This window comes from Bradyrhizobium sp. STM 3843, assembly GCF_000239815.1.
In the GTDB taxonomy this organism is placed as follows: Bacteria; Pseudomonadota; Alphaproteobacteria; order Rhizobiales; family Xanthobacteraceae; genus Bradyrhizobium.
The window spans coordinates 12,572-38,326 of record NZ_CAFK01000112.1 but is presented as its reverse complement, the minus strand read 5'-3'; the positions used below and the strand labels follow the sequence as shown (position 1 = coordinate 38,326).

The window sequence follows — 25,755 nt, the reverse complement described above, 5'->3', positions numbered from 1 at the left end:
GTCGTGGGGCTACCCTCACCCCTAACCCCTCCCCGCAAGGGGGAGGGGAGGGCAGTGTGCCCGCGGCGAGAGAAATGATGAAAGCGCGCCGCGGTCACCGCTCAAAACCCCGCGCGCGTGTTGGAGAACTTCTCCGGCACGCTGACATTGGCGTCGAGCAGCCAGCGGGCACGCGGCGCCGATTCCATGCCATCCACCATGCCGAGCGCGAGCCGCTCGGCGCCGGCCCAGGCGATCATGGCGCCGTTGTCGGTGCACAGCGCCGGCGGCGGCATCACCAGTTTCGTGCCGGCTGCGATCGCGACATTATCCAACGCGGCGCGGATCGCCTGGTTGGCGGCGACGCCGCCGGCCGCGACCAGCGCGGTTGGCACACCGAACCGCTCGCGAAACAATTTCAATCCAACGCTCAGCCGATCGGCGGTCGATTCGAGCACCGCGGCCTGGAAGCTGGCGCAGAGATCGCCGATGTCCTGCTCCGTCAGCGGATCGATCCGGCCGATCTCGTTGCGGACCGCCGTCTTCAGTCCGGAGAGCGAGAAATTGGCATCAGCCCGCCCCAGCATCGGTCGCGGCAAGGCAAAACGCGCCGCGTCGCCGCGTCGCGCGGCCTCTTCCACCTGCGGTCCGCCGGGATAGGGCAGGCCGAGCATCTTGGCGACCTTGTCGAACGCCTCGCCCATGGCGTCGTCGACCGTGGTGCCGAGCCGGACATACTCGCCGACGCCGACCACCGCGACGATCTGGGTGTGGCCGCCGGAGGCCAGGAACAGGCAATAGGGAAAATCGATCGGGTCGGTCAGGCGCGGCGTCAGCGCATGCGCCTCCAGATGGTTGACCGCGATCAGTGGGGTGTCGTGTACCAGCGCAATCGCCTTGGCGGTGGTGAGCCCGACGATCACGCCGCCGATCAGGCCGGGCCCGGCAGCCGCCGCCACCCCGTGGAGCTGTGCGAAATCGATTGCGGCCTCGCGCATCGCAGCGTCGATGATGCTGTCCAGGAGATCGACATGGGCGCGGGCGGCAATTTCAGGAACCACCCCGCCATAGCGCGCGTGTTCCTGGACCTGTGAGCGCACCACATTGGAAAGGATCCGTCCCGTGCCGTTCGAATCGCGCACCACCACCGCCGCGGCGGTCTCGTCGCAGGTGGTCTCGATGCCCAGCACCAGCGCTTGTGAATCGTTACCCAATCTCAACCCTTCGGCTATTATGAGGGACGCGGTCTGGAACCGCCTATCACCACGAGGTCGCAAGGTGCAATCGTCTGTCAGTTGCGGCCCGGCGGCCCGCTTCGCGGGAGCATAGCACATGGCCGTGCTGGTGACCCGCCCCTCTCCGGACAATCTCCGCACCGCGGACGCCCTGCGCGCGCTGGGCTTCAACGTCATGCTGGCGCCGATGCTGCGCTTCGAGCCGCTGCCGCTGTCAGCCGAACCGAGCGGCGACCTTGGCGCCGTGATCGCGACCTCGGCCAACGCGTTGCGGGCGGTCGTGCCGCAGCTGTCCGGCTCGCCGCTGACATCGCTGCCGCTGTTCGTGGTCGGGGCGCAGACCGCCGCCGCGGCGCGCGACGCCGGCTTTGCCGAGGTGATCTCGGCCGATGGCGATGCGGAGCGCTTGCGTGAGCTGATCGTCGACAGCGCGGTCAGGCGCGTGTTCGATCCAAGCAGGAGCCTGCTCTATCTCGCCGGCAGTGACATCTCGCGCGACCTCGCCTCCGAACTGAGCGAGCGCGGCTTTCACGTGGTGACGGAGACCGTCTACCGGATGGCGCCGGTCAAGGCACTGCCGCGCGAAGTCTGCGACGGATTTGCAGCTGATGAGATCGAGGCGGTGTTGCATTATTCGCGCCGGAGTGCGGCCGCCTTCGTGGCGGCGGCGCGTGCGGAGGGCGTCGAAATCTCGGCGCTGTCGGTGCCGCAATGCTGCATCTCCGACTCGGTGGCGCAAGTGCTGCGGGAGGCCGAGGCCGTCCGGGTGACGGTGGCCGACCACCCGGATGAACAAAAATTGTTGGAAGGGCTGACTCGTGCGTTGCGGTCCTGAATGGCGTAAGAGGGCCTGCCCAATGTCTGTCCAAGGGAACTCCCGCCATGGTCGATGATCCGTCTGATACCGCTGGTCCGGTCTCCGAGACCACGCGGCCGAAGCGTCCGCCGCCGACCATCGATCTCGAACCGACCTCGAGCGAGACCCATCCGGCGCCGGCCGAGGCGGTCGCGGAGGGTTCGTCCGAGGCGGCGAGCGAATCACATCCCCATGTCGCGCCCGAGCCTGAACCGGCGCCGGCTGATTCGGCGACCGAAGAGCCTGTCGAAGAGACGGCGGCCGCAAGTGAGCCGCCGCGGGCAGCCTCGCGGCCGATTTCGCGGCCCATTTCCCCGTGGGTGATCGCACCGTTTTCCGGGGCGGTGGCCGCCGCCCTCGTCATCGGCGTCGGCTGGATGCTGGGCTGGCCCCCCGTGCAGCCGCCGACGGCGGCCCCGCAACTCTCCGGCGCGGTCGACGAGCTGAACAGCCGCGTTGCCGGTCTCGAAGCCAAGATCGGCAAGCCGGACAGCGCGCTGACGGGGCGCATCGATGCGCTGGACAAGGCCATTGCCGCGACGCGCAACGAACTGGCCACGCTGCGCGCGCAATCCGACAAGGCGGCGGCGGCGATCAATGAGCTCAAGGCCGCGCCGCGCGACGGCTCCGCGCCGGTCGATCTCTCCGGGCTGACCGCGCGGATCGACCAGCTCGAACGTGCAAGCCGCAGCCAGAGCGCGGCGATCGCGCAGGACAGCAGCAAGATCGCCGCGGTCAAGCCGGATGACACGGCGCTGCGCCGTGTGGTGGCAGCGGCGCTGCTCGACGTCGCGGTCCGTCACGGTGATCCCTATGCTGCGGCACTCGCGACCGCCAAATCGCTGGCGCCCGATGCGGACGCGCTGAAGCCGCTCGATCCCTTCGCCACGACCGGCGTGCCGAACCCGCCCGCGCTCGCGCGTGAGCTGCTGACCATCGTGCCCATGCTGGCTCCGCCGCAACCTGAGACCGCGACGAGCGGCACCTCGATCGTCGACCGGTTGCAGGCCGGCGCGGCGAAACTGGTGCATATCGAGCGCACCGACACCACCGGCACTGATCGCGGCGCTGTCGTAGCGCGTGTCACTGCCGCTGCCGTGCGCAACGATGTCGCCCAGGCGCGGCGCGAACTGATGTCGCTGCCGGAGGCCGACCGTGCCCCGGCACAAGCCTGGCTCGACAAGGCGAAGGCGCGTGATGCGGCGTTCGCCGCCTCGCGCCAATTCGCCGATGAGGCCATGACCGCCCTCGCCAAACCCGCGCAAGCCAAAGCCGAGCAATAGGGACCATGATCCGGATCGTCTTTTTCCTCATCCTGGTCGGCCTGGCTGCGGCCGGCGCGGCCTGGGTCGCCGAGCAGACCGGCAATGTCGTGCTGACCTGGGGCCCGTGGAAGGCCGAGATGGGCCTGCCCGTCTTCGTGCTGCTGTTCGGCCTGGTCGTCGTCGCGGCGATGCTGGCCTGGTGGATCGCGAGCACGCTGTGGCGCGCGCCGGGCCGCATCCGTAATCATCATCATGCGCGGCGCCACGCCCGCGGCCGCCATGCCATCACCCACGGCCTGCTCGCGATCGGCCATGGTGACCCGACTGCGGCGCGCCGCCACGCCGACGTGGCGCGCCGGCTCGCCGGTGACGATCCCCTGACCCTGCTGCTGCACGCGCAAGCCGCGCAACTCGAAGGCGATCCCGACGGCGCACGGCGGGCCTTTCGCGTGATGGCCGAGCGTCACGACACGCGGCTGCTCGGCCTGCGCGGCCTGTTCATCGAGGCGCAGCGCGCCGACGATGCGCTGGGCGCCGTCATGATCGCGGATGAAGCGCTGAGGGTCGCACCGCAGGCCACCTGGGCCTCGCAAGCCGTGCTCGGCTTCCGCTGTGCGCAAGGTGACTGGAACGGCGCGCTGGCGATCCTCGACAGCAACTACACCGCCGGCCTGATCGACAAGCCGACCTATCGCCGCCAGCGCGGCGTGCTGCTGACGGCACGCGCCATCGATCTCGAAGGCAAGAACCGCGATCTGTCGCGCGCCAGCGCCATGGAGGCGGTGAAGCTGGCGCCGACCTTGGTCCCGGCCGCGGTGCAGGCCGCGAAATATGAGAGCGAGGCGCATCAGGTGCGCCGCGCCATGAAGATCATCGAGGCCGCCTGGGTGGCTCAGCCGCATCCGGACCTGGCCGACGCTTACGCCCATGTGCGGCTCGGCGATTCCGCCCGGCAGCGGCTGTCGCGCGTCGAGAATCTGGCCGGCAAGACGCCGGGACATGTCGAGGGCGCGCTGGCGATTGCGCGCGCCGCAATCGATGCCGCCGAATTCGAGCGCGCCCGCGACGCGCTGGAGCCTTTCGTCGCCGATCCGACCCAGCGGGTGGCGATGCTGATGGCGGAACTGGAGCGCAGCGAGCATGGCGACGCTGGCCGGGCGCGCGAGTGGACCCTGCGCGCGGTGCGCGCCCGCCACGATCCGGCCTGGACGGCCGACGGCTATGTCAGCGACCGCTGGCGCCCGGTGTCGCCCGTCACCGGCCGGCTCGATGCCTTCCAATGGCAGACCCCTGTGGCAAGCCTGTCCTCGGGCCAGCGCGGCACCATCGAGTCGCAGGCGTTCGAGGAGGCGATGCTGGCGCCACCAGCCCGCCCGGCGATCGGCGAAGGCCTGGCCGAGCCGCCGCGCGAGACCGCGCCGGCGGAGCCGGTCGCGCCGCAGCCGACCCCGCAGGACAATATGCCGCCGCGTCAGCCGGTGGATGAGTCGGTGGACGACTCTGTTGAGAAGCCTGCGGATAAGCTTGTTGAAATCATTGTCGACAAGGCGGCCGTCGCTGTGCCCCTGGCTTCGGCACGCCCCGAGGCGCCCGAGCCGGCGCCGCCGCTGCAGGCGGCTGCGCCCGAGGAGCCGCCAGGAGCGGCACCAATACAAGCTGCGCCGCCGGTCAATGCCGCCCCGGCCACTTTGACACCCGCAGCCGGTTCCACGCCCTCAGCGCCGACCGCCCTGTTCCGGCCGCGCAACGATTTCGGCAAGCCGCCGGAAACGCCGATTCCGGCGATCGTTCCGATCGTGCGGCCGCCTGACGATCCCGGGATCGAGGAGGAAGAGGTGCCACGGGACGAGTTCGCGGAGCAGATTGCCCCGAAGGAGCAGGCCGGTGGCTGGCGCGGCTTCCTCTCCCGCTTCGGCGGCTGAGGCGGAGGGTTTCGCGTGCGGGCACGGCCCGCTCCGGTAAAGATCGAGGGCGCCGGACCCGTGGGGTCCGGCTTGTCCTTGCCAATCGGCCGCCCGCCCGATATCAGAGGCGCACCCGCGCCGGCCATTGCCGGCCGCGGGCTTTTCGGTACGCCGCAATAGCTCAGCTGGTAGAGCACGTCATTCGTAATGACGGGGTCGGGGGTTCGAGTCCCTCTTGCGGCACCAGTCTCGTGGCGATGCCCGATCATTTCCCATCAGAGAATCCGAGCTGCCTCACGGCTGCCGGCGCTTGAACAGCCGGAAGATCATCAGCCCGGCCTGGGCATAGCCCGGCGGTGAGCTCTGCTCGCCGAAAGGCGTCCGCGAATAGACCGAGCTGGAGACCATGAACCCGCCGACATAGGGTTGCGGAAGTCCCGACAGCGCCAGAAAGCAGCGATGGGTGAGCAGGCCCTCTTCCGGCAGATTGCCGCGCACCAGCCGGCAATCGCCGACGCCGGTGAAGGCGACGCCGGCCACATGGCCTTCGGCATAGGTGCCGAGAACGGTCGGGTCCATCGCCTGTCCGACGCAGATGCGCATGTCGCCGACATCCGCGTCATTGGTGCCGGTCATGCGACCATCGGACGGCCGGGTGTTGACGGATTTGATGCCAAGCTGATCTTCGAGCGCGGGCGCGAAGCCGGTCTTGTTCGGCGCGCAGAACTCGGACGGCACCACGCGTGATTGGCGTACCGACCGCGTGATATAGATCTCCTCGACCTCGTTCTCGCCGCTCTGGGCCCATGCCTGGGCGAACCATAATGTGCTGGCGATCAACGATAACGCTACTCCGACGCGGCGCATGCGCGAGCCCCCTCTGTTGGCGGCATTCCCTCGCGCCGCGATTTCCAAAGCTCCACTAGCCCATTCGCGCCGTCCGCTGAACCGCGCCAACGCGTTGTGTCCATGCATACAATCATACCTCAATCGGGAGATGACTGAGAAACCAGGAGCAACCTTAAGTGTGGCGCCGGCACGGCCTAGTTCATGCGCCGACGCCGCGACGTGACCTCGGTCACATCGCGCGGCGCACTAAGATCATCGCGCGCAGCCCTGCAGGAAGAGCTTGGCGCAGACCTCCGCGCGCTGCGCGAGTTGTTCGCGGTTCGGCGCCGGCGCATGACCGAACAGGACTGCGCGCATCGGCTGAAACGCGAGCATGCCGAGCAGCATGCCGGCGGACGCGTCAGCATCGTCGATTGCGATCAGGCCGCGCGCGTGCTGCGCCTGCAGCCATGAGGCCAGCGTCGACTGGGTTCGCGCGATGGCCTTGTGATAGAACGTCCCGGCGATCTCGGGGAATTTGTCGCTCTCGCCCAGGATCACGCGCTGGAGCGAGATCACATCCGGATCGAGGATCAGCTCGCCGCAGACCACGAGCGCATTGCGCAAGGCGGCTTCGATGTCGCGGCCGTCGCAAGCGCGCAACCGGACCACCGACGCGAAGCGATCGATGCGCTCGGTGATCATCCCCTCGAACAGCGCCGCCTTGTTCGGGATCAGGCGGTAGAGCGTCTTGGTCGAGACGCCGGCGCGACGCGCCACGGCGTCTATGCTGGTGATGGCATAGCCGCTGGACGAGAATTCCTTGCGCGCCGCCTCCAGAATGATCGCGCGTGTCTCCTCGTCCGATCGCGCCTGCGGCCGTCCGCGTCCGCGGCGCGCCTCTGCCATCGGTTCTACCTGCGTTTCGGTCTTCGTGCTGCGAGCCATGCTTTTAAATGATGGTTGTCATTCCATTGACAGTCCAGATATGTGGCCTATTTTGGAAAACGTCAAGTTTCCTAATTCTCCGGATCTGCCGGGCTGAACAGAAAATTCGCCCTGTCCGGCAGGGGATGAAACGAAGCGAGGGTCGCCATGAGCCGCCATTCCATGTCTTTCGAGGCCGAACAGAAGCTTCCACCCAAGACCGTCGAGGAGCTGGTTTCCCCGCCGGCGACCCCCGCCGAGCTCGCCGCGCCGAAGCCGCAAGGGGCGACAAAGAACGGATTCCGCCGCCTCCTGCTGGCCGGAACCGCCGTGGCCCTGCTCGCCGGCGCAGCCTGGTATGGCTGGGATTATTGGACCGTCGGCCGGTTCCAGGTTTCTACCGACGACGCCTATGTGAAGGCTGACAACACCACCATTGCGCCCAAGGTTTCGGGCTATCTGCACGAGGTCCAGGTCGGCGATAACGAACATGTGAAAGCTGGACAGGTCCTGGCGCGGATCGATGATCGCGATTTCAAGGTCGCGCTCGATCAGGCCAAGGCGGACGTTGCTGCCGCCGACGCTGCGATTGCCAGCAAGAAGTCCCAGCTCGACGTGCAGCAGGCCGTGATCGAAGCGGCCAAGGCGACGCTGAATGTCGATAGCGCTGCGGCCACGTTCGCGGCCCAGGAGGACAAGCGCTACAGCGACCTCGCTTCGACGGGCTTCGGCAGCGTGCAGAACGCGCAAGCCGCGCAGTCGCGCAATGCCGGCGCGCTCGCGGCGATTGCGCGCGACAAGGCAAACCTTGCTTCTGCGATCAAGCAGGAAGAACTGCTGAAGGCGGAGATTGCACAGGCGGTTGCCGCGTCCGCCCGCGCGATTGCCCTGCAGCAGCAGGCCGAGCTCAATCTCTCCTACACGACCATCGTCGCGCCGATCGACGGCGTCGTGGGCAATCGCACCTTGCGCGCCGGCCAGTTCGTGCAGGCAGGCACGCAGCTGATGTCGCTGGTGCCGTCCACGGGCGCCTATGTGATCGCGAACTACAAGGAGACCCAGCTCACCGACGTGCAACCAGGGCAGCCCGTCGACATCGCGATCGACATGTTCCCGGACCAGACCGTGCATGGACACGTCGACAGCCTGGCGCCTGCGAGCGGTCAGGAATTCGCGCTGCTGCCGCCGGATAACGCCACCGGCAACTTCACCAAGGTGGTGCAGCGCATCCCGGTGAAGATCGCGCTGGACCGCGCCAGCGTCGCGCTTCGTCCGGGCATGTCGGTGATCCCGACCATTCAAACCCGGAAGCAGACCGAGGCCGACGCGGCGCCGCATGGCGATCGCCGTGCGAGCGTCGCGCTGCTCACGGGCCAGAGATAAGGCAAGAGGTGATGCCATGTCCGACCTTGCGCTTTCCACGTCGCCGGCGGCGGACAGCCGCCGTATCTCACCGCCGGTCGCGGCCACCAGTCCCGAGCGCGCGAGCGCCGCGATCTGGATCTCCGTGACCGCCGCCATGATCGGCGCGTTCATGGCGATCCTGAACATCCAGATCACCAACGCCTCATTGCTCAACATCGAGGGCGGCATCGGCACCGGCGTGGATAACGGCTCCTGGATCTCGACCTCCTATCTGATCGGCGAGATCGTGGTGATTCCGTTGACCGATTATCTCAGCCGGATGCTGTCGTTCCGCAACGTCATGCTGTCGTTCGCGACCCTGTTCGCGGCCTTCTCGGTGGCCTGTTCTTTCGCCCATGACCTGCCGACCATGATCGCGCTGCGCGGCTTCCAAGGCTTTTTCGGCGGTGTGCTGATCCCGATGGCGTTCACGCTGGTCTTCACCAAGCTGCCGAAGGCGCAGCAGCCGATCGGGCTTGCGATGTTCGCACTCGCCGTGACTTTCGCGCCCGCGATCGGTCCGACCATCGGCGGCTATCTCACCGAGAACTACGGCTGGCAGACCATCTTCTTCGTCAACGTGGTGCCGACCGCGGTGATGGTCACCACGCTCTACGTCACCCTGGAGCGCCAGCCGATGCAGCTCGCTTTGCTCAAGGAGGGCGACTGGTTCGGAATCGCGACCATGGCGGTCGGGCTCGCATCGCTGCAGGCCGTGCTGGAGGAGGGCAACAAGGATGATTGGTTCGGTTCGCCCTTCATCGTGAAGCTCGCGATCGTCGCCGCACTCAGCCTGTCGCTGTTCGTCGCCAATGAGCTCCTGATCGACAAGCCGCTGGTCCGCCTGCGGCTGCTGACGCAGCGCAATTTCGGGCTCGGCACCATCTCCGCCGTCTTCCTCGGCTTTGCTCTGTTCGGCTCGATCTATCTGCTGCCGGCCTATCTCGGCCAGGTTCAGCGCTACAATGCAGAGCAGATCGGCAATGTGCTGGCCTGGACCGGCCTGCCGCAGCTCCTGCTGATCCCGCTGGTCCCGAAGCTGATGCAGCGCTTCGATGCCCGCTATATCGCAGTCACCGGCTTGCTGCTGTTCGCCGCGAGCTCCTTCATGAACACGGCGATGTCGCTCGACTATTCCGGCGATCAGTTCTGGATTCCGAACATGGTACGCGCCGTCGGCCAGGCGCTGACGCTGGCACCGCTCAGCGCGATTGGGCTCGGCAGCGTCGCACCGCAGGACGCGCCCGCGGCCTCCGGCATCTCCAACATGATGCGCAATCTCGGCGGCGCCATCGGCACCGCCGTGCTCGCCACCATCGTCACCAAGCGCGAGCAGTTTCACTCCAACATCATCGGCCAGTCCGTCGACCTCGGCCGTGACGAGGTTCGCACGCGGATTGCACAGATGACGGACTATTTCCTCGCCCACGGTACGGTCGACCCGACCGGCGCGCGCCAGCAGGCGATCATCGCCTTGGGCAATGCGGTCAAGCGCCAGGCCCTGGTGCTGGGTTTCAGCGACACCTTTGCGGTGATCGGCGTCGTGCTGATCCTCTCGGCCATCGCGATCCTGCTGACAGCCAAGCCGAAGGGCGGCGCGGCGGCTGGAGGGGGACATTGACGCGCAGAACTACCGCCAACCGAAAAGGCCGGGCTAATCTTTCTACGTCGCAGTCTGGAGCATGGAGTTCTTCGTCATTCCGGGGCGATGCGACAGCATCGAACCCGGAATCTCGAGATTCCGGGTTCAGCCCTAGCGGGCTGCCCCGGAATGACGGCAATCATTATGTAGCAAGACCAACTAACTCCCGCCTTTGCAAACGGAGAGCGTAGGTCTCGGCTCTCGCTACTGAGAAATCGTCTGGATCACGCTCGAGATCGGCCGCGCATTGGTCATCGTGGTCGGCAGCTTCGGATCCTGGCCGATCATCGCGTCATATTCCGGCAAGGTCTCGAATGAGGTCTTGGCCTTCATCGCGACCACCTTGAAGCCGCCGGCCTTCAGCCGACGCAGCAAGGTCGGCAGCGCCTCTGCGGTGTGCTTCTGGAAGTCGTGCATCAGGATGATGCCCTTGCCCTTCTTCTCCAGCCCCGTCATCACGGTGTTGACGACCTGGTCGGCGTCCTTGGAGCGGAAATCGAACGAATCGACATCGCAGGAGAACATCGCGACGTTGCGGGTGCCGAGATAGGCGACGGCGGAGGGGCGGTGCTGCAGCTGCGGGAAGCGGAAGAACGGCGACGGATCGCTGCCGAGCGCGAATTTCACCGCGCTAAAGCCCTTCTCCACTTCGTCCTTCGCGACCTGATCGGTCATCTTCTTGCCGTTCAGATTGGCATGCGCCCAGGTGTGGGCACCGACGGTATGACCGGCAGCCAGGACCTGGCGCAGGATCTCCGGGTGATAGGTCGCGTGCTTGCCGATCGGGAAGAACACCCCGGTGGTGCATTCGTCGGCCAGCGCCTTCAACACCGCCGGCGTGTTGTTCGGCCACGGACCGTCGTCGAAGGTCAGAACGACCTCGTGATCGGTCAGGAAGTCGAACTGCTTGAAATGATCGAGGCCGAAGCCGGGACCGCCGGTGGTATCGACCACGACGGTGCGCGAGATGCCGAGTGCATCCGGATTGGCGCAGGTCGATTTCGCCAAGGACGAGGCAGCCGGCGCCGCCGGCTTGGCCGGCACCGTCGCGGTGAACTCGACATCATCCTTGGCTGCTAACTTTGGCAGCGGCGCGGCTGGTTCCGGAATACGCGCAGCTGTGGTTTGCGGCGCGGCTTGCACCGCATGCGGTGCGGACACGTAGCGCCACACACCCGTGATTGCCACCGCCGCGATGATCGCGGCCAGCATCAAGCCCAACGCATTACGCATGTTACTCTTCCCGAAAACGCGACACTCGAGACGCAGGACGCGCGGTCGTCCGGCGCAACGTGATTAGGTTCGATTAATGACAACGAAGTCTTAACGCGGTGCCAACACGCGTCCGATTGACGAAGATTTCCAGTGATCTCCGAACGCGCCCTGATGTCGCAGGCAGACCGCCACGCGACCATCGTCACGGTTGTTCCATGAGGCCGCCGTCATCATCCTGCCTAGTCAACACCGGGCGTCGTGAGCCACGATGGCCAGAGGGAACCGACCATGACCGCCTCCGTCTTGACCCTGCGTCAGGTCGTTATTGCAACCGCCTGCGTGGCGGCCGTGACGATGTTTGCCCCGCGGCAGAGTTTCGCCTTCAGCGCCGAGGCGCAGCAGATGTGCAGCGGCGACGCCGTCCGTCTTTGCGGCAGCGAGATCCCGAACATTCCGGCCGTCACCGCCTGCATGATCAAGCATCGCTCCGACCTGACCGCGGCCTGCCGCGCCGTGCTCGACCGCGAGGTCGGCAGGAGGTCGGGCAGGGCTGGTGACGCCGAATGAGTGAGAGCATGATCCGGAAAAGGGGAAACCGGTTTTCCGAAAAGGTCATGCTCAATCAAAGAGATGAGATCTTGATGCGGTTCCTTCTCATCGCATCATGATCGGGAGGTATCGAAGTCCGGTTCCCGGTCGATCGTCCCCGCTTGCAGCCGGTTCCGGTCCTATTTAGAACGCGTGGAACAAGCCAAGGATCGGGAGTGAGGCGTCGACCATGAGCAGAATTCTTCTCAGCATTTCCTTCGTCGTGCTGGCCTCCGCCGCATTCGCGCAACAACAGATCGGCCACGACGCCTGCGCGCGGGACGTCTCGCGATTCTGCCGATCGGTGATGGGCAACGGCGACCAGGCCGTGCTCGCCTGCCTGAAGGAGCACCGGGCGCGGCTGTCCAAGGCCTGCGACAAGATCATGACCGAGCACGGGCAGTGAGTGCAGTCGGTCGTATCGAAGAGGTCGGCCTGGCTGCGATGTGATCTCCGGGCCTGTTGATCGGCCCGTCGGCAAAGCGCAGAGAAATACACCAAGCGGCAGGCACCGCTCTTCGGACCCGTTCGGGGAGCGGCCTACGCGCGGAGCCGCGCGCGCAATCAATCCATGGGGAGACGCCAATGAGCCTGACGCGACGCACTCTCTTGCAAGGCCTCGGCAGCCTGCCGCTGCTCTCGAGCACGTTCTCCATTCCCGCATTTGCGCAGATGCCGGCCACTTCGGGTGGCGAGATTCCGCCGGTGCTGTTCGTTCACGGCAATGGCGACCACGCCGCATTGTGGATGACGACGCTGTGGCGGATGGAATCGAACGGCGTGGCCCGCGGCCGAATGGCAGCGATGAACTTCACCGATCCTTTGGCGCGCAATGACGACGCCGTGGCCCAGACGAACCGATCCTCGACCGATGATCAGCGCCGCGAACTTGCCGACGCCATCAAGGCGCTGAAGAGCGAAACCGGTGCGCCGCGCGTCGCTTTGGTCGGCAGCTCCCGTGGCGGCAACGCGATCCGCAACGTGGTCAAGAATGGCGGCGGCGCCGACGTCAGCCACGCCGTGTTGTGCGGGACACCCAATCACGGGGTCTTCGATACCGACGACAATCCCGGCAGCGAATTCAACGGCCGGGGCGCGTTCCTGCGTGGGTTGAATGCCGGTGACACCGAAGTGACTGAAGGCACCGCGTTCCTGACCTTGCGCAGCGACGGCCTCGATAAATACGCGCAACCCGACGGCCGCCTGATCGGCAAGCCGGGCGTGCCGACCGGGATCACCGCCGAAGGACCTGCGCTGAAGGGTGCGACCAACCTCGTGCTCGGCGCGCTCGATCACCGCGAGGTGGCGTTCCATCCGCGCGCCTTCCGCGAGATCTACAAGTTCATCGCCGGTCGGGAGCCCGAGCGCATCGCGATCGTGCCTGAGAAGCAGGTCCGGCTCAGCGGCCTGGTGACTGGCACGCCCGACGGCGCGCCAACAAATCGCCCGGTTTCCGAGGCGATGGTCGAGGTCTACCGTGTGTCGCCTGACACCGGCGAACGCATCGGCGAGATGGTCTATCGCGGGCAGACTGCGGCCGATGGGCGCTGGGGGCCTGCGGAGGTGGATTCGGCATCCTGGCTCGAGATGGTGCTGACCTCCGCCGGTGCGCCGACCACGCATTTTTATCGCTCGCCATTCCCGCGCTCGTCGGAGGTCGTGCATCTGCGCGCCGCGCGTCCGATCGGGCCGGCTGACGCCAGAGCAGGTGCCATTCTCATCATGTCGCGGCCGCGCGGCTATTTCGGCCTGCCACGCGATATCGTGCTGCTCGACGCCAAGGAGCCCACGGACGTGCAGAAGGGCGTGCCGACCGACGCAGCAACCACGTTGCGGCTGGCTGCCGGCGAGGTCGGACGCAGCGTCATCGGCCAGTTCAACGAAGAGCGTATCGCTGCCCGGCTTTGGCCGGCATCGGAAGGCAGGATTGCGGTGATCGAGCTGACGACATAGCTCTGGGGAGCTGGGGGTGGTCCCAATCGACCTTGAGCTGCGGGGCTGATTGTGAGGTCACCAATGAGCATCGCCGACGTCCATTATCTTCCCCGTGCGCGCTCGCCGCTGGTGCCGCCAATGCCGCCGCGGGCGCCGGACAGCATGGGCGTGCTGCGCCGCGTTCTGAAGATGGGCGAAAACGCCATCGCGACCTGGGGCCAGCGGGCCTACGAGGAAGACATCCTGCGCGGCCGCTTCTTCGGCCGGTCCAGCTTCACCCTCAATGCCCCCGACGCGATCAAACATGTGCTCATCGACAATTACGAGAACTACACCCGCACGGCCGCCGGCATTCGTGTGTTGCGGCCGGTGCTCGGCGAAGGTGTCCTGATCGCCGAGGGCAAGGCCTGGAAACATCAGCGCCGTACGCTGGCGCCGGCCTTCACGCCGCGCGCGGTCGCAAACCTGATTCCGCTGATGGCGGATGTGATCGACGACACCGTGGCGCGGCTCAAAGGCGAGTGCAACAGACCGTTGGATCTGCGCGAGATCATGCAGCACATGACGCTCGATATCGCCGGGCGCACCATGTTCTCGTTCGAGATGGGCCGACACGGCGCCACCTTGCGCGACTTCGTGTTCGAATATGGCGCGCGACTGGCCAGCCCGCATCTGCTCGATATCGTGCTGCCGGTGTCCTGGCCGACGCCACGCGATTTTGCACGGAGCCGTTTCCGCAAGCGCTGGACGAGTTTCATCGCGATGCTGATGGCGGAGCGGCGGGCGGCCGGCAAGCGCGAGGACGCGCCGCCGCGCGACCTGTTCGACCTCATGGGCGCGGCACGCGATCCCGAGACCGGGGCTGCGTTCACCGACGCGCAGCTGGCCGACGAAGTTGCGACCATGATCCTCGCCGGACACGAGACAACCGCCACCGCTTTGTTCTGGGCGCTCTATCTGCTGGCGCTCGATCCGGTCACGCAGGAGAAGCTGGCGCTGGAGGCGAGGGAGGCCGCCGCGACGAAAGATCCGGAGCGCCTGCCGTTCACCCGCGCTGTCATCGACGAGGCGCTCAGGCTTTATCCGCCGGCCTTCCTGATCGCGCGTGCGGCATTGGGGGCTGATGTCATCGCGGGTTTGCCGGTCAGGCGCGGCGACGTCATCATGATCTCGCCCTGGCTCCTGCACCGGCATGAGAAGCTGTGGCAGGCGCCGAATGCCTTCCTGCCGGAGCGGTTCCTGCCGGATGCGCCGCCGCCGGAGCGGTTCGCCTATCTGCCGTTCGGCGCCGGCCCGCGGGTCTGTATCGGCGCGCATTTCGCGCTTACCGAGGCGGTGCTTGCGCTGTCGCGGCTCGTCAGCGCGTTCCGGATCGAGCTGTTGGACAAGGCGCCGGTGACGCCGGTCGGCGTGGTGACGACGCAGCCGGACCGTTCGCCGGCGTTCCGGATTGTGCCCCGCTAAGCGGGTGGCTTTACCCGTCGCGTCATGTGATCGAGACGGTGGCGCGGTTACACTGCGGGGCAATCGAGGTATGCTTCTCTCGCTTTCAGCTGCGTGCATGCCCATATGTTCGCGCGCAAGACAGATGTTGGTTGATCCATGAACGCCACGGCAATCCAGTTTTCAGCTCTCAAGGAATCCGCCGATCCCTGCGTGGCCGACGCGATCGCACAGCTGATCGACGGCGGTGCCGACCACGAGCTCAATCGCATCAATGCGCTCGATTTCTCCAAGCGCACCGGGCTCGACGAGGAGCGCGTGATCTCGGGCTTCATCCATGCAGCCCGGGCAGGCCTATTCGACCTGACCTGGAACGTGCTGTGTCCGGGCTGCGGCGGCGTGCTCGACGCTCACGGCACGCTGAAATCGCTGCGCTCGGACGAGTATCATTGCGGCCTGTGCGCCTGTGGCTATGAGGCGACCGTCGACCAGCAGGTCGAGGCCGCCTTCACCGTCAGCCCGCGCGTGCGGCGGATCGCGGCGCATGATCCGCATTCGCTGCCGATCTGGGACTATTTCAAGCAGGTGTTCTGGAGCTCGGGCGTCGATTTCGACGAGGCATCGATGGCCTCGCTGTCCGACGAGGTCGTGCTCGACGCGCGTGAGCTGCCGGCCGGCGACCACGCGACCGTCTCGCTCGACCTGCCGCCGCAATTCATCATCGTGTTCGAGCCGGTGACGCATGCCGCGCGCTTCATCGACGTGCAGGGCGAGCCGACCGAGGAGGTGCAGGAGCTTGCGTTGAAATATGACGGCGCGCGATCTGCGGTGGAGACCACGGTGCTGCGCCCCGGGCCGCTCCAGCTCACGCTGGACAACAAAGCGGGCCTGCGCGTGCTGCCGACCGTGATGGTCGCGGCCGACGCGCTGCATCACCTGATCGGCAGGCGCAAGCCGTTCCTGACGGCCAAGCGGATGCTGTCGAATCAGACCTTCCGCGACGTGTTCAAGGCCGATCAGCTCAATATCGATCAGCGCTTGAAGATCACCTCGCTGACCTTCCTGTTCACGGATCTGAAGAGCTCCACGGCCCTCTATGAGCGCGTCGGCGATCTCGCCGCCTTCGATCTGGTGCGGGCGCATTTCCGTGCGCTGCTCGAGATCATCAATTCGGAAAAGGGCGCGGTCGTGAAGACGATCGGCGACGCCGTGATGGCGACATTCATCCGGCCGGAGAACGCGCTGTCCGCGGGCCTGCGGATGCGCGCGGCGATGGAACGGCTCAATCGGGAGCGCGGTACCGAGGATCTCGTGGTCAAGATCGGCATCCATGAGGGACCGTGCCTCGCGGTGATGCTGAACGACCGTCAGGATTATTTCGGCCAGACGGTGAACATCGCCGCACGTGTGCAGAGCCTGTCGACTGCGCAGGAGATTCATCTGACCGCGCCGGTGATCGAGGCGCCCGGCGTCATCGACATTCTGGAGAAAGCGCATATCACGCCGATCCAGAAGCGCGCCGCCCTGCGCGGCATCGCCGACAAGATGATGGTGTACGAGATTCCGTGATACGCCACGCCAGCGCAGCAGCAGTCGAACCGGGATCTGGTGGTATCTTCGGTACGCTGAGTTCACCGCTCTGTGCAAATCGCAAAGCCATTGTCGCGCGTGGGTGTCACGGTACGACGTAGTGGCGGGCCGGCATCAGTTCTCCAGACACTTACCGAAATGTCATGCGGTCGAAAGGTCGCAGCGGATTGCCTGCGCCATGGCGTCAACGCATATTGGAAAGAGCGTCGCCATTCCGGCGGCCGCCGCGACAGCGAGACCAAAGAGCACGAGCACCCATGCTGGAAGGACTGCGCCAATTCATTGCCGATGTGGTCTCGCCGCATGAGACGCCGGCCTTCGACGACGATAGCTACCAGCTCGCCGCGACCGCGCTGTTGATTCACGTGATCTCGCTCGACGGCCAGCCGAGCGAGCTTGAAAAGCGCAAGCTGCACAGCCTGATCGAATTACGTTTCGGGCTCGATCCGGGAACGGCCGACCGGCTGATCAGCTCGGCCATGCTGGCCGAGGGCGAGGCCGTCGATCTCTACCGCTTCACCAGCGTCATCATGCGGGAGCTCGATGAAGCCGGGCGGCTGCGCATCGTCGAGATGATGTGGGAGCTCGTCTATGCCGATGGCAAGGTGACGGAGTTCGAGGACAATGTGGTGTGGCGCGCCTCCGAACTGCTCGGCATCTCCTCGCGCGACCGCATCGATTTGAAGCAACGCGTGGTCGCCAGACAGTCGGATGCGTCCTCGGAAAAATCGACGGCGCCTTAACCCCGAGGCCGAGTGCCGCGGCTGTTCATGGATAAAGTTTAATGTGACTTCGATTCGGGCGGACCTGCTAAGCCCGTAGAATTACAGGCATTAACCTCCTGTTCGGGACCGCCGCAGGCGGTTCCGAGTGGCTTGCATGTTCCCTCTCGCCTATGCTCTTTCTGCTCGGGAGATGATGTCCGAAATTTGATCTAAGAGCTTTATGTCGTGAGTGAACGTGTGACCCTCGTGACCGGCGCCTCCGCAGGCATCGGCGCCGAATTGGCCCGCGTCTTCGCCGCGAACGGGCACCGGCTCGCTCTGACGGCGCGGCGCGAGGACCGGCTTGCGGCACTGGCGCGCGAGATCACCGCCAAGGGTGGACCGGCGCCGATCATCATTCCCTGTGATCTCACCGCGCGGGACGCTGGCGACCACATTGCTGCAAGCTTGGCGGCCGCAGGCGTCGAGCTTGATCACCTGGTCAACAATGCCGGCTTCGGTCTGTTCGGCAAGGCGATCCAGCTCGACCGCACCGAGCAGCTCGACATGATCGCCGTCAACATCCGCGCACTCACCGACCTGTCGCTGCGGTTTGCCGATCAATTGATCAGGAATCGCGGCGGCATTCTCAATGTCGGCTCTGTTGCAGGCTACCTGCCGGGGCCGGGGATGGCCGTGTATTACGCCTCCAAGGCCTATGTGATTTCCTTCACGGAGGCGCTGCGCCAGGAGCTGAGCCGCCAAGGTGTCCGCGTCACCGTGCTCTGTCCGGGCCCGGTGCCGTCAGAATTCCAGGCCCGCGCCGGCTTCACGCCTGGGATCGATTCGGCGATCCTCAACGTCCCGCCTCGGGCGGTGGCGGAAGCCGCCTATCGCGGACTGATGGCGGACAAGCGCGTGGTCCTGCCGGGCATCGGCATCAAGATCGTGCCTTTCATGCTGCGCTGGTTCCCGCGCGGCTTCATCCTGGCGGCGGTCGGTCGCCTGCAGCTAAAGCGAAGTTGATCCGGTCTGGCCCGGGGTTTGCTTTAAAAAATGCGCTTGCTCACGCGCCATTAACCTCTGCTTAGCTACGATCAACAGGTGATGCTCAGGCAAAACCCTTCGCTCCAGCCGAACGGGGCCGCCCAGGCCGACATTCGGCAGCTTTTTCCGACCTCAGGCACCGCACGTGTGCCGAAGCGGCCGGTCCTCGTGGTTCTCCATCAGGAAAGCTCAAGTCCTGGTCGGGTCGGCAACGCGCTGCGCGCGCTCGGCCATGCGCTGGATATCCGCCGGCCGCGCTTCGGCGATGCCTTGCCGGAGACCTTGGATGAGCACGCGGGTGCCGTCATTTTCGGCGGTCCGATGAGTGCGAATGACCCGGATGAGTTCGTCTGCCGCGAAATCGACTGGATCGAAATACCGCTTCGCGAGCAGCGGCCGTTCCTCGGCATCTGCCTGGGGGCGCAGATGCTGGCGAAGCAATGCGGGGCGCGCGTGGCGCCGCATCCGCAAGGTCGCGCCGAAATCGGCTATTATCCGATCCGGCCGACACGGATCGGCCGCAAGCTGTGCCCGCATTGGCCGGACCACGTCTATCATTGGCATCGCGAAGGCTTTGGGCTTCCGTCAGGCGCCGAGCTGCTGGCCGAGGGCGATGATTTCCCGATCCAGGCATTCCGCTACGACAATGCCTTCGGCCTCCAGTTTCATCCCGATGTGACCTACGCCATGATGTGCCGCTGGACCACCCGCGGCCATGACCGGCTGGCCACGCCGGGTGCGCGGCCGCGGCATCACCATTTCGAAGGCCGCGCCGTGCACGACCTCGCCGAGCGCGCCTGGCTGACGCACTTCATCGAGGGGTGGCTCAAGCGCGAGCCGATGCAAATGATGGCGGAGGCAGCGGAGTAGGGGGAAGGTGCCCCTCATGGTGAGGAGGCGCAGCAGCGCCGTCTCGAACCATGAAGCCCAGATCTCGGCCTCATCCTTCGAGACGCTTGCATGCGCAAGCTCCTCAGGATGAGGAGATGTGGCCGAAGCGGACGCCGGAAGTAGATTTGATTGTCGGCCCGTCTTCGCCCGTTGGGCTTCGCCGGGCACCACGCTTCGCCCTTCAGGCTCTTGCGTGGCCGTGCCACGCGTAGCCTACTCCGGTGGAGCTGCCTGCGATCCGATTGTGCAGCTTAGGTCTGCCTTCGCCCGGTGGGCTACGGCGCGACAGCCTTCGCTACGAAAGGCTCGGCTGCGAAAGGCTTGCCGAGCCGAAGCTGGCGAAGCCAGCGAAGGCTGGTGGAGCCAGGCGGGATCGAACCGCCGACCTCATCATTGCGAACGATGCGCTCTCCCAGCTGAGCTATGGCCCCATGAGCTTGTCATGATTTGACCAGGACACCGCCAGCCGAAAACCGCGAGCAATGTCCGAATCATATGTCGGTCGCTGCAGATGATTGGGATGGCGACCGGCAAGTCGGGCCATTTACAGTCCGAGCCCCGGGCAAGTCAAGAACGTCACATCGCTCATTATCCTTGACGGGCGGCTTCCCTTGTTTGTGCAGGGCGGAACCGATATCTAGCCTCAACCAAGGTCGAATCCGCGACCGAGCCCCCGAGTCATCCCGCATGCGTGCCGTTCTCGACATCATTCTGATCGTTCTGGATCTCTATGTCTGGCTCCTGATCGCGTCGGCCATCCTGTCCTGGCTGATCGCCTTCAACGTCGTCAATACGCGCAACCAGTTCGTGGCGGCGGTCGCCGAGTTCCTGTACCGAATCACCGAGCCGGTGCTGGCCCCGATCCGTTCCATGCTGCCGAACCTCGGCGGGCTCGACATCTCGCCGATTATCGTGATCCTGATCATCATGTTCCTCCAGCGGGTGATCACCTATTACATCTACCCCGTCGTCTTCTGATCCTTCGCCTGTTCCCTGGCGCGCGGCTGCCGGCGGATTGAGCTTGGCGCTGCGGGTCACGCCGCGCGGCGGTCGCGACGCGATCGACGGCGTCGAGACCTTGTCCGACGGCCGCAGCGTCCTGAAGGTGCGGGTGCGCGCCGTCGCTGATGCTGGTGAGGCCAACCGTGCGGTCACTGAGCTTCTGGCCAAATCGCTTCGTGTGCCCAAGGCTGCGGTGCAGCTGACATCAGGGGCGACATCGCGGCTGAAGCAGGTGGCAATCTCAGGCGATCCGGTTGCGCTGGATCAGGCCTTGCGCGCTGTCACTTCGGCGAATAAGCCGACGAAATAGCCCTCATCGCAAAGGACGACAGATGACCGCGCAGATCATTGACGGAAAGGCGATTGCCGCGGATCTGCGCGCGCGGGTGGCGGGCGAGGTCGAACGCGTCAAGCGCGACCATGGCCTGACGCCGGGTCTGGCCGTGGTGCTGGTCGGCAACGACGCCGCGAGCGAGCTCTATGTCCGCAGCAAGCACACGCAGACGCAGGCCGCCGGCATGGCCTCGTTCGAGCACAAGCTGCCTGCCGACGTGTCGCAGGACACCCTGTTGGCGCTGATCGGTAAGCTCAACCGCGATCCCGCCGTGCACGGCATCCTGGTGCAGCTGCCGCTGCCCAGGGGATTGGTGACGGAAGCCGTCGTCAATGCGATCGATCCGGCCAAGGATGTCGATGGCCTGCATCCGCACAATGCCGGCCGGCTCGCCGGCGGCTTGTCCGCGCTGTCGCCCTGCACGCCGCTCGGCTGCATCATCCTGAGCAAAACCGTGCACGCGTCACTTGAAGGCATGAACGCGATCGTGATCGGCCGCTCCAATTTGGTCGGCCGGCCGCTGGTGCAATTGCTGCTCAACGAGAATGCCACGGTGACCATCGCGCATTCGCGGTCCCGCAATCTGCCTGAAATCACCGCGCGCGCCGACTTGGTCTATGCCGCGGTCGGCCGCCCCGAGATGGTCAAGCGCGACTGGATCAAGCCGGGTGCGACGGTGATTGACGTCGGCATCAACCGGATTCCGACAGCCGAGGGCAAGACCAGGCTAGTCGGCGACGTCGCATTCGCCGAAGTCTCTGAAGTTGCCGGTGCGATCACGCCGGTGCCGGGCGGGGTCGGCCCGATGACGGTCACCTGCCTGCTGGTCAATACGCTGCGCGCGGCCTGCGCGATCGCCGGCCTGCCTGCGCCGGCGGTGTAGCTCAGGACAGCGGCGGCGGCACGTTGGCCGCGTACCAGTCACGCAACGGCGACAGCGCCGGATGTGCGAGCGCGCGGGAGAGATACGTCCAGATCCGCGGCTGGTGCTTCAGATAATGCGGCTTGCCGTCGCGGCGGTTGAGCCGGGCGAAGGTGCCGAGCAGGCGGGTGTTGCGTTGCGCCGACATGACTGCGTAGTCCGCGCGGAACGCCTGCGCATCGAAGCTCTCGTCAGCGGCCTCGCGCGCGGCGATATAGCGCGCCAGCAGGACCTGCTCGATCTCTTCGGGCACATCGACACGTGCGTCCTGCAGCAGCGACACGAGGTCATAGGCCGCAGGCCCCATCATCGCGTCCTGGAAATCGATCACGCCGACCCGCGCAGTGCCTTCGCGGCTCGCTAGCCACAGCAGATTGGGCGAGTGATAGTCGCGCAGCACCCAGGTCCGCTTGGCCGCAAGCGGCTCTGCGAGACGCTCCCGCCACATCGTCATGAAGGCGGTGCGCAAATCATCTGACGGCTGCACGTCGCGGTCGGGCAGATACCATTCCAGCATCAAGCCGATCTCGATCAGCATGGCCTCGATGTCGAAGATCGGAATCGTGTAGGTGACCTGCGGCGCCAGCGGCAGCACGCCCGGCGTGTCCTCGCCGTGCAGCTTCGCCAGGAGATCAGTCGCAGCCTCGTAGCGTTCGAGGATCGGCTGCGGCGGCGCGCCCGCGACGACGCCGTCGTTGCCGAGATCCTCGGTGATCAGAAAACCATGCTCGAGATCGGCATCGTTGATCCTGGGCGCGGAGATGCCGCGCGCGCGCAAGCTCCCGGCGATCGCGACGAAGGGGCGGACGTCTTCGGCCAGATGCACGGCGGCGCTGTAGGACTTGCCGTCATAGATCGCAGGACCGTCGGGCCGTTTCGGCGAATTCATCAGGATGAAGGCGCGCTCGCCCTTGAACAGCCGCGCATAGGAACGGATCGATGCGTCCCCGGCCATGCGCTGGCGTCGCGACTGGGCGTGGCCGGCTTCGGTGAGAAATTGCCGCAGCGCCTGCAGGCGGGCGACGATCGCGGCGGACTTGCCGTAGCCTGTAATCTCAGCGCTGCGCGCGGTGTCGCCCTTGGTGCTGTCATGGCGGAAGGCGATGTCCAGTCGCTCTCGCGGCAAGCTGCCGTTGGCCCGCTCCGGCCATTCGATCAGCACCACCGTGGCCTCGGGCAGCGGCGCCAGCCCTATCTCCTCGAGTTCGGACGGATCGCTGATCCGGTAGAGATCCGCATGAACCAGCGCAAATGACGGCAGGTCGTAGCTTTGTGCCAGGGTGAAAGTCGGGCTCGGCACCTCAAGCTCGCCGTCGCCGGCGAGATAGCGGATCATCGCCCGCGCAGCGGCGGTTTTGCCGGCCCCGAGGTCGCCGGAGAGGGTGATCAGATCGCCCGGGCCGATCAGGAGCGCGAGATCGGCCATCAGGCTCGCCGTTGCGGTCTCGTCCGCCAGCGCAACGGTGAATGTGGTCCTGTCGGTCATTCCGCGGCGTTACGCTGCGCGATCTGGTCGGTCGGGAAATCGCAGGTCACCGTGGTGCCCTTGCCGACCACCGAATCCATCCGCACCTTGCCGCCATGCAGCTCGACGAAGGAGCGCACCAGCGACAGCCCAAGGCCGGCGCCGCGATGCCGTGAGCCCTGCGAATGGCTTTCGAACCATTCGAACACCCTGTCCTTCACCTCGGGCGGAATGCCGGGACCGGAATCCGTCACTGCGAAGCTGACGCTGTGATCGGTCCGCCGTGCGCTGACGACTACCAGTGTGTCAGGTGGCGAGAAGCCGACCGCGTTGGCGAGCAGATTGTAGAGCACTTGCACCACGCGGCGTTCGTCACCGATGAAGGAGCCGACATCGGGAGCGACCTCGACCTTGAGGCGGATGCGGTCGGTGGCGAGCCGATCCTGCACGCCCTCCGCGGCGGCGGCGATCGCCTTCGCCGCGTCGACCGGGCCGAGCTCCAGTTTCATGGCGCCGGCGTCGATGGTGGCAAGATCGAGAATGTTGTTGGTCAGCGCCAGCAGTGCGTTGGTCGATTTGGTGACGTAGTCGAGATATTCGGCCTGCTTCGGCGTCAGCGGCCCGGTCGAGGGATCGGAGAGGAAATGCGCGAAGCCGATGATCGTGGTCAGCGGCGCGCGCAGCTCGTAGGAGACGTGGTGCACGAAGTCGATCTTCATCTGGCCGGCCGCTTCCAGCGCCTCGTTGCTCTCGCGGAGCGCACGCTCGACATTCTCCGTATCGGTAATGTCCTGGAAGGTTAGCATGGTGGCGCCGTCCGGCAAGGGCCGGCTCATGCAGTCCAGGACGCTGCCGTCCTTGCGCTCGAGCTTCAGCGCCAGGTCGCGGCGGTTCTCGATACCGGTGATGGCCTCGCGCAGGCTGCGCCAGTCAGTGACGTCGTCATAGAGCGGCCGGCACCAGGCTTCCACGGTGTCGATATGCGGCCGCTCGCGCAAGGCTTCGGCCGCGAGCCGCCACATCTTGGCGAAAGCCGGATTGAACAGCTCGATACGGCCGTTGCTGCCGAACACGGCGACGCCCTCGGCGAGGCTGTCCAGCGTTTCGCGCTGAACCCGGATCAGGCCGTCATAGCGGCGGGCAAGGTCGAAGCTCTCGGTGACATCGTCGAACAGGTAGGTGACCCCGCCTTCGGGGTTGGGTGTGGTGACGACGGAGAGCGCGCGGCCGTTGGGCAGGAACCAGGTGTCCTTGGCGGTCTCGACGGCACGATAGGCTTCATGCAGCTTGGCCTTCCAGGCGCGAAAGTCGGCCTGTTCCGGCAGCTTGCGGGCGGCGCGCAGCCGGTCGAGCACATTGGAATCGTCCGGCTGGCTGTCGAGGAAGCTGGTCTCGAGATCCCACAGCCGGCGATAGGAATCGTTGTAGAAGGCGAGCCGCCGCTGGCCGTCGAAGACCGCGACTCCGGAGGAGAGCTGGTCGAGCGTGCGCCGGTGCGCATCCGCCATGCGCACCAGCGCCGCGCGCAGCTCCTCCGCCTCGCTGGCATCGACCGCGATGCCGGCGTTGCCGCCAGGGAGCGTGAAGGCGCGGACGTCGTAGATGCGTCGCTCGCCGCCGGTGACGATCGGCAGCCGTGCGCCGAAGCTGCCGGAGCTTCCGAGCGCCCGCTGCATCTCGGCACGATCGTCGCTGTCGAGCAGTTCGAGGTTGCGGTTGATCGCATCGGGAACGTCTTTGGCCTCGATGGCGCGCGCATAGGCCGGGTTGGCATAGAGCAGGGCGCCACCGGCCTGCTTGGCCCAGACCGGCCAGGGCAGCGCTGCGGCCAGACCGCGGAGCAGCTCGGTCTCTTCGAACAGCGCCTTCAGCCGGAGCTGCGTCTCGGCGAATTCGCGGCGCAGCCCGGCGAGCTCACGGATGCGCACGATCGCCTGGCCGCCGATCGCGCGACCCATCACTTCGACCACGTGGCCGTGCGTGGTGGTCAGCTGCACCAGGAAGCTCTCGCCGATCTCACGCAGCGAATCGACGGCGCGGTCGAGCTCGAGCGCCGGCTCGGCCGGCAGCCAGGTGCCGAAAGCGAGAATGCGTTGCGGCTGGTCGGGCGGGACCAGCAGCGAGGTGTCGCCGGAAATCTGCGGGCGATGGCCGCCGGCCGGCCATGAGATCAGGATCTGTGGCTCGGCAAACAGCAAGGCGCGATAGCGGTCAGCCCGCAGCTGCAGCTGGGCGATGTCGGCGCGCAGCCGCGCCTCTTTCCGCCCGGCGTGGATTCGCGTGCGCACCAACGCGATTGCGGCCACCACGGAGAAGCCGAGCAGCGCCAGCGCCGCTGCGACCACCGCGGCGTCCTGCCGGCTTAGCTCGACGAGGTTTGCGACGACGTTGATCGGCATGCCGTCGCCAGCCAAGGCTGGCTCGGCCGGCGCAAGCGCGGCCGCTGCCAGGCCCAAGGGCCCGACGCGCGCGAGAGACGTGCACGACAGCAGCGTCCGACGCATCACCACGATCACGCCTGACATCTTTGCCCCAAAACCGCACGAAATTCCGCGCGGCGCCGATCGCGTCGATCGCGC

Annotated in this window: 22 protein-coding genes and 2 tRNA genes; 17 read left to right on the top strand and 7 right to left on the bottom strand. The window is 66.1% G+C overall.

Annotation, left to right across the window (positions count from 1 at the left end; genetic code table 11):
- Nucleotides 1–101 precede the first annotated feature (101 nt).
- Nucleotides 102–1,169 carry a tRNA (adenosine(37)-N6)-threonylcarbamoyltransferase complex transferase subunit TsaD gene (tsaD, locus tag BRAS3843_RS14615; RefSeq protein WP_008969698.1) on the bottom strand — a complete coding sequence of 356 codons (1,068 nt, stop codon included), beginning with the start codon at nt 1,167–1,169 and terminating at the stop codon, nt 102–104.
- A 142-nt stretch (nt 1,170–1,311) separates the two neighbouring features.
- Between tsaD and BRAS3843_RS14610 the strand changes: the two genes are divergently transcribed.
- The 4 genes from BRAS3843_RS14610 (at nt 1,312) to BRAS3843_RS14595 (ending at nt 5,485) form a co-directional block, all read left to right on the top strand.
- On the top strand, nt 1,312–2,049 hold the full coding sequence (locus BRAS3843_RS14610) for a uroporphyrinogen-III synthase (RefSeq protein WP_008969697.1): 738 nt from the start codon (nt 1,312–1,314) through the stop codon (nt 2,047–2,049).
- 47 nt (nt 2,050–2,096) lie between these two features.
- A complete protein-coding gene (locus BRAS3843_RS14605; protein ID WP_008969696.1) occupies nt 2,097–3,353 on the top strand; it encodes a hypothetical protein in 1,257 nt (418 codons plus the stop codon).
- 5 nt (nt 3,354–3,358) lie between these two features.
- On the top strand, nt 3,359–5,257 hold the full coding sequence (locus tag BRAS3843_RS14600) for a heme biosynthesis HemY N-terminal domain-containing protein (protein WP_008969695.1): 1,899 nt from the start codon (nt 3,359–3,361) through the stop codon (nt 5,255–5,257).
- Nucleotides 5,258–5,409: 152 nt separating this feature from the next.
- A tRNA-Thr gene (locus tag BRAS3843_RS14595) sits at nt 5,410–5,485 on the top strand.
- A 48-nt stretch (nt 5,486–5,533) separates the two neighbouring features.
- On the opposite strand, the gene BRAS3843_RS14590 is transcribed toward BRAS3843_RS14595, so the two are convergent.
- Nucleotides 5,534–6,106, bottom strand: coding sequence for a hypothetical protein (locus BRAS3843_RS14590; protein WP_008969694.1), 573 nt, complete (start codon nt 6,104–6,106; stop codon nt 5,534–5,536).
- Nucleotides 6,107–6,340: 234 nt separating this feature from the next.
- Nucleotides 6,341–6,976: a TetR/AcrR family transcriptional regulator gene (locus tag BRAS3843_RS14585; protein ID WP_008969692.1), complete on the bottom strand. Its 636-nt coding sequence runs from the start codon at nt 6,974–6,976 to the stop codon at nt 6,341–6,343.
- A 186-nt stretch (nt 6,977–7,162) separates the two neighbouring features.
- Here BRAS3843_RS14585 and BRAS3843_RS14580 point away from each other — a divergent pair, with 186 nt between their 5' ends.
- On the top strand, nt 7,163–8,377 hold the full coding sequence (locus BRAS3843_RS14580; protein WP_008969691.1) for an HlyD family secretion protein: 1,215 nt from the start codon (nt 7,163–7,165) through the stop codon (nt 8,375–8,377).
- 136 nt (nt 8,378–8,513) lie between these two features.
- Nucleotides 8,514–10,019 (top strand): DHA2 family efflux MFS transporter permease subunit, encoded by a 1,506-nt coding sequence (locus BRAS3843_RS14575; RefSeq protein WP_244425318.1) that lies wholly within the window; start codon nt 8,514–8,516, stop codon nt 10,017–10,019.
- 225 nt (nt 10,020–10,244) lie between these two features.
- Here BRAS3843_RS14575 and BRAS3843_RS14570 read toward each other — a convergent pair whose 3' ends face one another.
- Complete coding sequence (locus tag BRAS3843_RS14570; RefSeq protein ID WP_008969689.1) at nt 10,245–11,273, bottom strand: polysaccharide deacetylase family protein; 1,029 nt, start codon at nt 11,271–11,273, stop codon at nt 10,245–10,247.
- Nucleotides 11,274–11,543: 270 nt separating this feature from the next.
- Between BRAS3843_RS14570 and BRAS3843_RS14565 the strand changes: the two genes are divergently transcribed.
- The 8 genes from BRAS3843_RS14565 to BRAS3843_RS14530 all read left to right on the top strand — a co-directional run bounded on the left by BRAS3843_RS14565 (nt 11,544) and on the right by BRAS3843_RS14530 (nt 19,432).
- Entirely contained in the window at nt 11,544–11,822 is a 279-nt protein-coding gene (locus BRAS3843_RS14565) for a hypothetical protein (RefSeq protein WP_008969688.1), read from the top strand.
- A gap of 211 nt (nt 11,823–12,033) precedes the next feature.
- Nucleotides 12,034–12,249, top strand: a complete 216-nt coding sequence (locus BRAS3843_RS14560; RefSeq protein ID WP_008969687.1) for a cysteine rich repeat-containing protein — start codon at nt 12,034–12,036, stop codon at nt 12,247–12,249.
- A 179-nt stretch (nt 12,250–12,428) separates the two neighbouring features.
- Nucleotides 12,429–13,796, top strand: coding sequence for a hypothetical protein (locus BRAS3843_RS14555; protein ID WP_008969686.1), 1,368 nt, complete (start codon nt 12,429–12,431; stop codon nt 13,794–13,796).
- A gap of 63 nt (nt 13,797–13,859) precedes the next feature.
- Nucleotides 13,860–15,242 (top strand): cytochrome P450, encoded by a 1,383-nt coding sequence (locus BRAS3843_RS14550; RefSeq protein WP_008969685.1) that lies wholly within the window; start codon nt 13,860–13,862, stop codon nt 15,240–15,242.
- Nucleotides 15,243–15,380: 138 nt separating this feature from the next.
- Nucleotides 15,381–16,790, top strand: a complete 1,410-nt coding sequence (locus BRAS3843_RS14545) for an adenylate/guanylate cyclase domain-containing protein (RefSeq protein ID WP_008969684.1) — start codon at nt 15,381–15,383, stop codon at nt 16,788–16,790.
- Between the two features lie 278 nt (nt 16,791–17,068).
- On the top strand, nt 17,069–17,554 hold the full coding sequence (locus tag BRAS3843_RS14540; RefSeq protein ID WP_008969683.1) for a TerB family tellurite resistance protein: 486 nt from the start codon (nt 17,069–17,071) through the stop codon (nt 17,552–17,554).
- 207 nt (nt 17,555–17,761) lie between these two features.
- Nucleotides 17,762–18,541, top strand: coding sequence for an SDR family oxidoreductase (locus BRAS3843_RS14535; RefSeq protein ID WP_035981737.1), 780 nt, complete (start codon nt 17,762–17,764; stop codon nt 18,539–18,541).
- Nucleotides 18,542–18,622: 81 nt separating this feature from the next.
- Nucleotides 18,623–19,432 (top strand): glutamine amidotransferase, encoded by an 810-nt coding sequence (locus BRAS3843_RS14530; protein ID WP_008969681.1) that lies wholly within the window; start codon nt 18,623–18,625, stop codon nt 19,430–19,432.
- A gap of 376 nt (nt 19,433–19,808) precedes the next feature.
- Here BRAS3843_RS14530 and BRAS3843_RS14525 read toward each other — a convergent pair.
- Nucleotides 19,809–19,884: transfer RNA gene (locus tag BRAS3843_RS14525), tRNA-Ala, on the bottom strand.
- Between the two features lie 256 nt (nt 19,885–20,140).
- On the opposite strand from BRAS3843_RS14525, the gene BRAS3843_RS14520 reads away from it, so the two are divergent.
- Genes BRAS3843_RS14520 through folD form a run of 3 tightly spaced genes read left to right on the top strand, consistent with a single transcriptional unit; the run spans nt 20,141 to nt 21,672 of the window.
- On the top strand, nt 20,141–20,431 hold the full coding sequence (locus BRAS3843_RS14520) for a YggT family protein (RefSeq protein ID WP_008969679.1): 291 nt from the start codon (nt 20,141–20,143) through the stop codon (nt 20,429–20,431).
- On the top strand, nt 20,406–20,765 hold the full coding sequence (locus BRAS3843_RS14515) for a DUF167 domain-containing protein (RefSeq protein ID WP_083841366.1): 360 nt from the start codon (nt 20,406–20,408) through the stop codon (nt 20,763–20,765). The genes BRAS3843_RS14520 and BRAS3843_RS14515 overlap by 26 nt, the downstream gene beginning before the upstream one ends.
- Before the next feature lie 22 nt (nt 20,766–20,787).
- Nucleotides 20,788–21,672 carry a bifunctional methylenetetrahydrofolate dehydrogenase/methenyltetrahydrofolate cyclohydrolase FolD gene (gene folD / locus BRAS3843_RS14510; protein WP_008969677.1) on the top strand — a complete coding sequence of 295 codons (885 nt, stop codon included), beginning with the start codon at nt 20,788–20,790 and terminating at the stop codon, nt 21,670–21,672.
- Between the two features lies 1 nt (nt 21,673).
- On the opposite strand, the gene BRAS3843_RS14505 is transcribed toward folD, so the two are convergent.
- Nucleotides 21,674–23,197 (bottom strand): bifunctional tRNA (adenosine(37)-N6)-threonylcarbamoyltransferase complex ATPase subunit type 1 TsaE/phosphotransferase, encoded by a 1,524-nt coding sequence (locus BRAS3843_RS14505; RefSeq protein ID WP_008969676.1) that lies wholly within the window; start codon nt 23,195–23,197, stop codon nt 21,674–21,676.
- Nucleotides 23,194–25,701, bottom strand: coding sequence for a PAS domain-containing sensor histidine kinase (locus BRAS3843_RS14500; protein WP_008969675.1), 2,508 nt, complete (start codon nt 25,699–25,701; stop codon nt 23,194–23,196). Before BRAS3843_RS14500 ends, BRAS3843_RS14505 begins: the two co-directional genes overlap by 4 nt.
- Nucleotides 25,702–25,755: the final 54 nt, after the last annotated feature.

Bases quoted from the DNA above. Each gene is read 5' to 3' on its own strand.
- BRAS3843_RS14610 (WP_008969697.1), top strand. From the start codon at position 1,312: ATGGCCGTGCTGGTGACCCGCCCCTCTCCGGACAATCTCCGCACCGCG.
- BRAS3843_RS14605 (WP_008969696.1), top strand. From the start codon at position 2,097: ATGGTCGATGATCCGTCTGATACCGCTGGTCCGGTCTCCGAGACCACG.
- BRAS3843_RS14600 (WP_008969695.1), top strand. From the start codon at position 3,359: ATGATCCGGATCGTCTTTTTCCTCATCCTGGTCGGCCTGGCTGCGGCC.
- BRAS3843_RS14590 (WP_008969694.1), bottom strand. From the start codon at position 6,106: ATGCGCCGCGTCGGAGTAGCGTTATCGTTGATCGCCAGCACATTATGG.
- BRAS3843_RS14585 (WP_008969692.1), bottom strand. From the start codon at position 6,976: ATGGCAGAGGCGCGCCGCGGACGCGGACGGCCGCAGGCGCGATCGGAC.
- BRAS3843_RS14580 (WP_008969691.1), top strand. From the start codon at position 7,163: ATGAGCCGCCATTCCATGTCTTTCGAGGCCGAACAGAAGCTTCCACCC.
- BRAS3843_RS14575 (WP_244425318.1), top strand. From the start codon at position 8,514: ATGATCGGCGCGTTCATGGCGATCCTGAACATCCAGATCACCAACGCC.
- BRAS3843_RS14570 (WP_008969689.1), bottom strand. From the start codon at position 11,273: ATGCGTAATGCGTTGGGCTTGATGCTGGCCGCGATCATCGCGGCGGTG.
- BRAS3843_RS14565 (WP_008969688.1), top strand. From the start codon at position 11,544: ATGACCGCCTCCGTCTTGACCCTGCGTCAGGTCGTTATTGCAACCGCC.
- BRAS3843_RS14560 (WP_008969687.1), top strand. From the start codon at position 12,034: ATGAGCAGAATTCTTCTCAGCATTTCCTTCGTCGTGCTGGCCTCCGCC.
- BRAS3843_RS14555 (WP_008969686.1), top strand. From the start codon at position 12,429: ATGAGCCTGACGCGACGCACTCTCTTGCAAGGCCTCGGCAGCCTGCCG.
- BRAS3843_RS14550 (WP_008969685.1), top strand. From the start codon at position 13,860: ATGAGCATCGCCGACGTCCATTATCTTCCCCGTGCGCGCTCGCCGCTG.
- BRAS3843_RS14545 (WP_008969684.1), top strand. From the start codon at position 15,381: ATGAACGCCACGGCAATCCAGTTTTCAGCTCTCAAGGAATCCGCCGAT.
- BRAS3843_RS14540 (WP_008969683.1), top strand. From the start codon at position 17,069: ATGCTGGAAGGACTGCGCCAATTCATTGCCGATGTGGTCTCGCCGCAT.
- BRAS3843_RS14530 (WP_008969681.1), top strand. From the start codon at position 18,623: ATGCTCAGGCAAAACCCTTCGCTCCAGCCGAACGGGGCCGCCCAGGCC.
- BRAS3843_RS14520 (WP_008969679.1), top strand. From the start codon at position 20,141: ATGCGTGCCGTTCTCGACATCATTCTGATCGTTCTGGATCTCTATGTC.
- folD (WP_008969677.1), top strand. From the start codon at position 20,788: ATGACCGCGCAGATCATTGACGGAAAGGCGATTGCCGCGGATCTGCGC.
- BRAS3843_RS14505 (WP_008969676.1), bottom strand. From the start codon at position 23,197: ATGACCGACAGGACCACATTCACCGTTGCGCTGGCGGACGAGACCGCA.
- BRAS3843_RS14500 (WP_008969675.1), bottom strand. From the start codon at position 25,701: ATGTCAGGCGTGATCGTGGTGATGCGTCGGACGCTGCTGTCGTGCACG.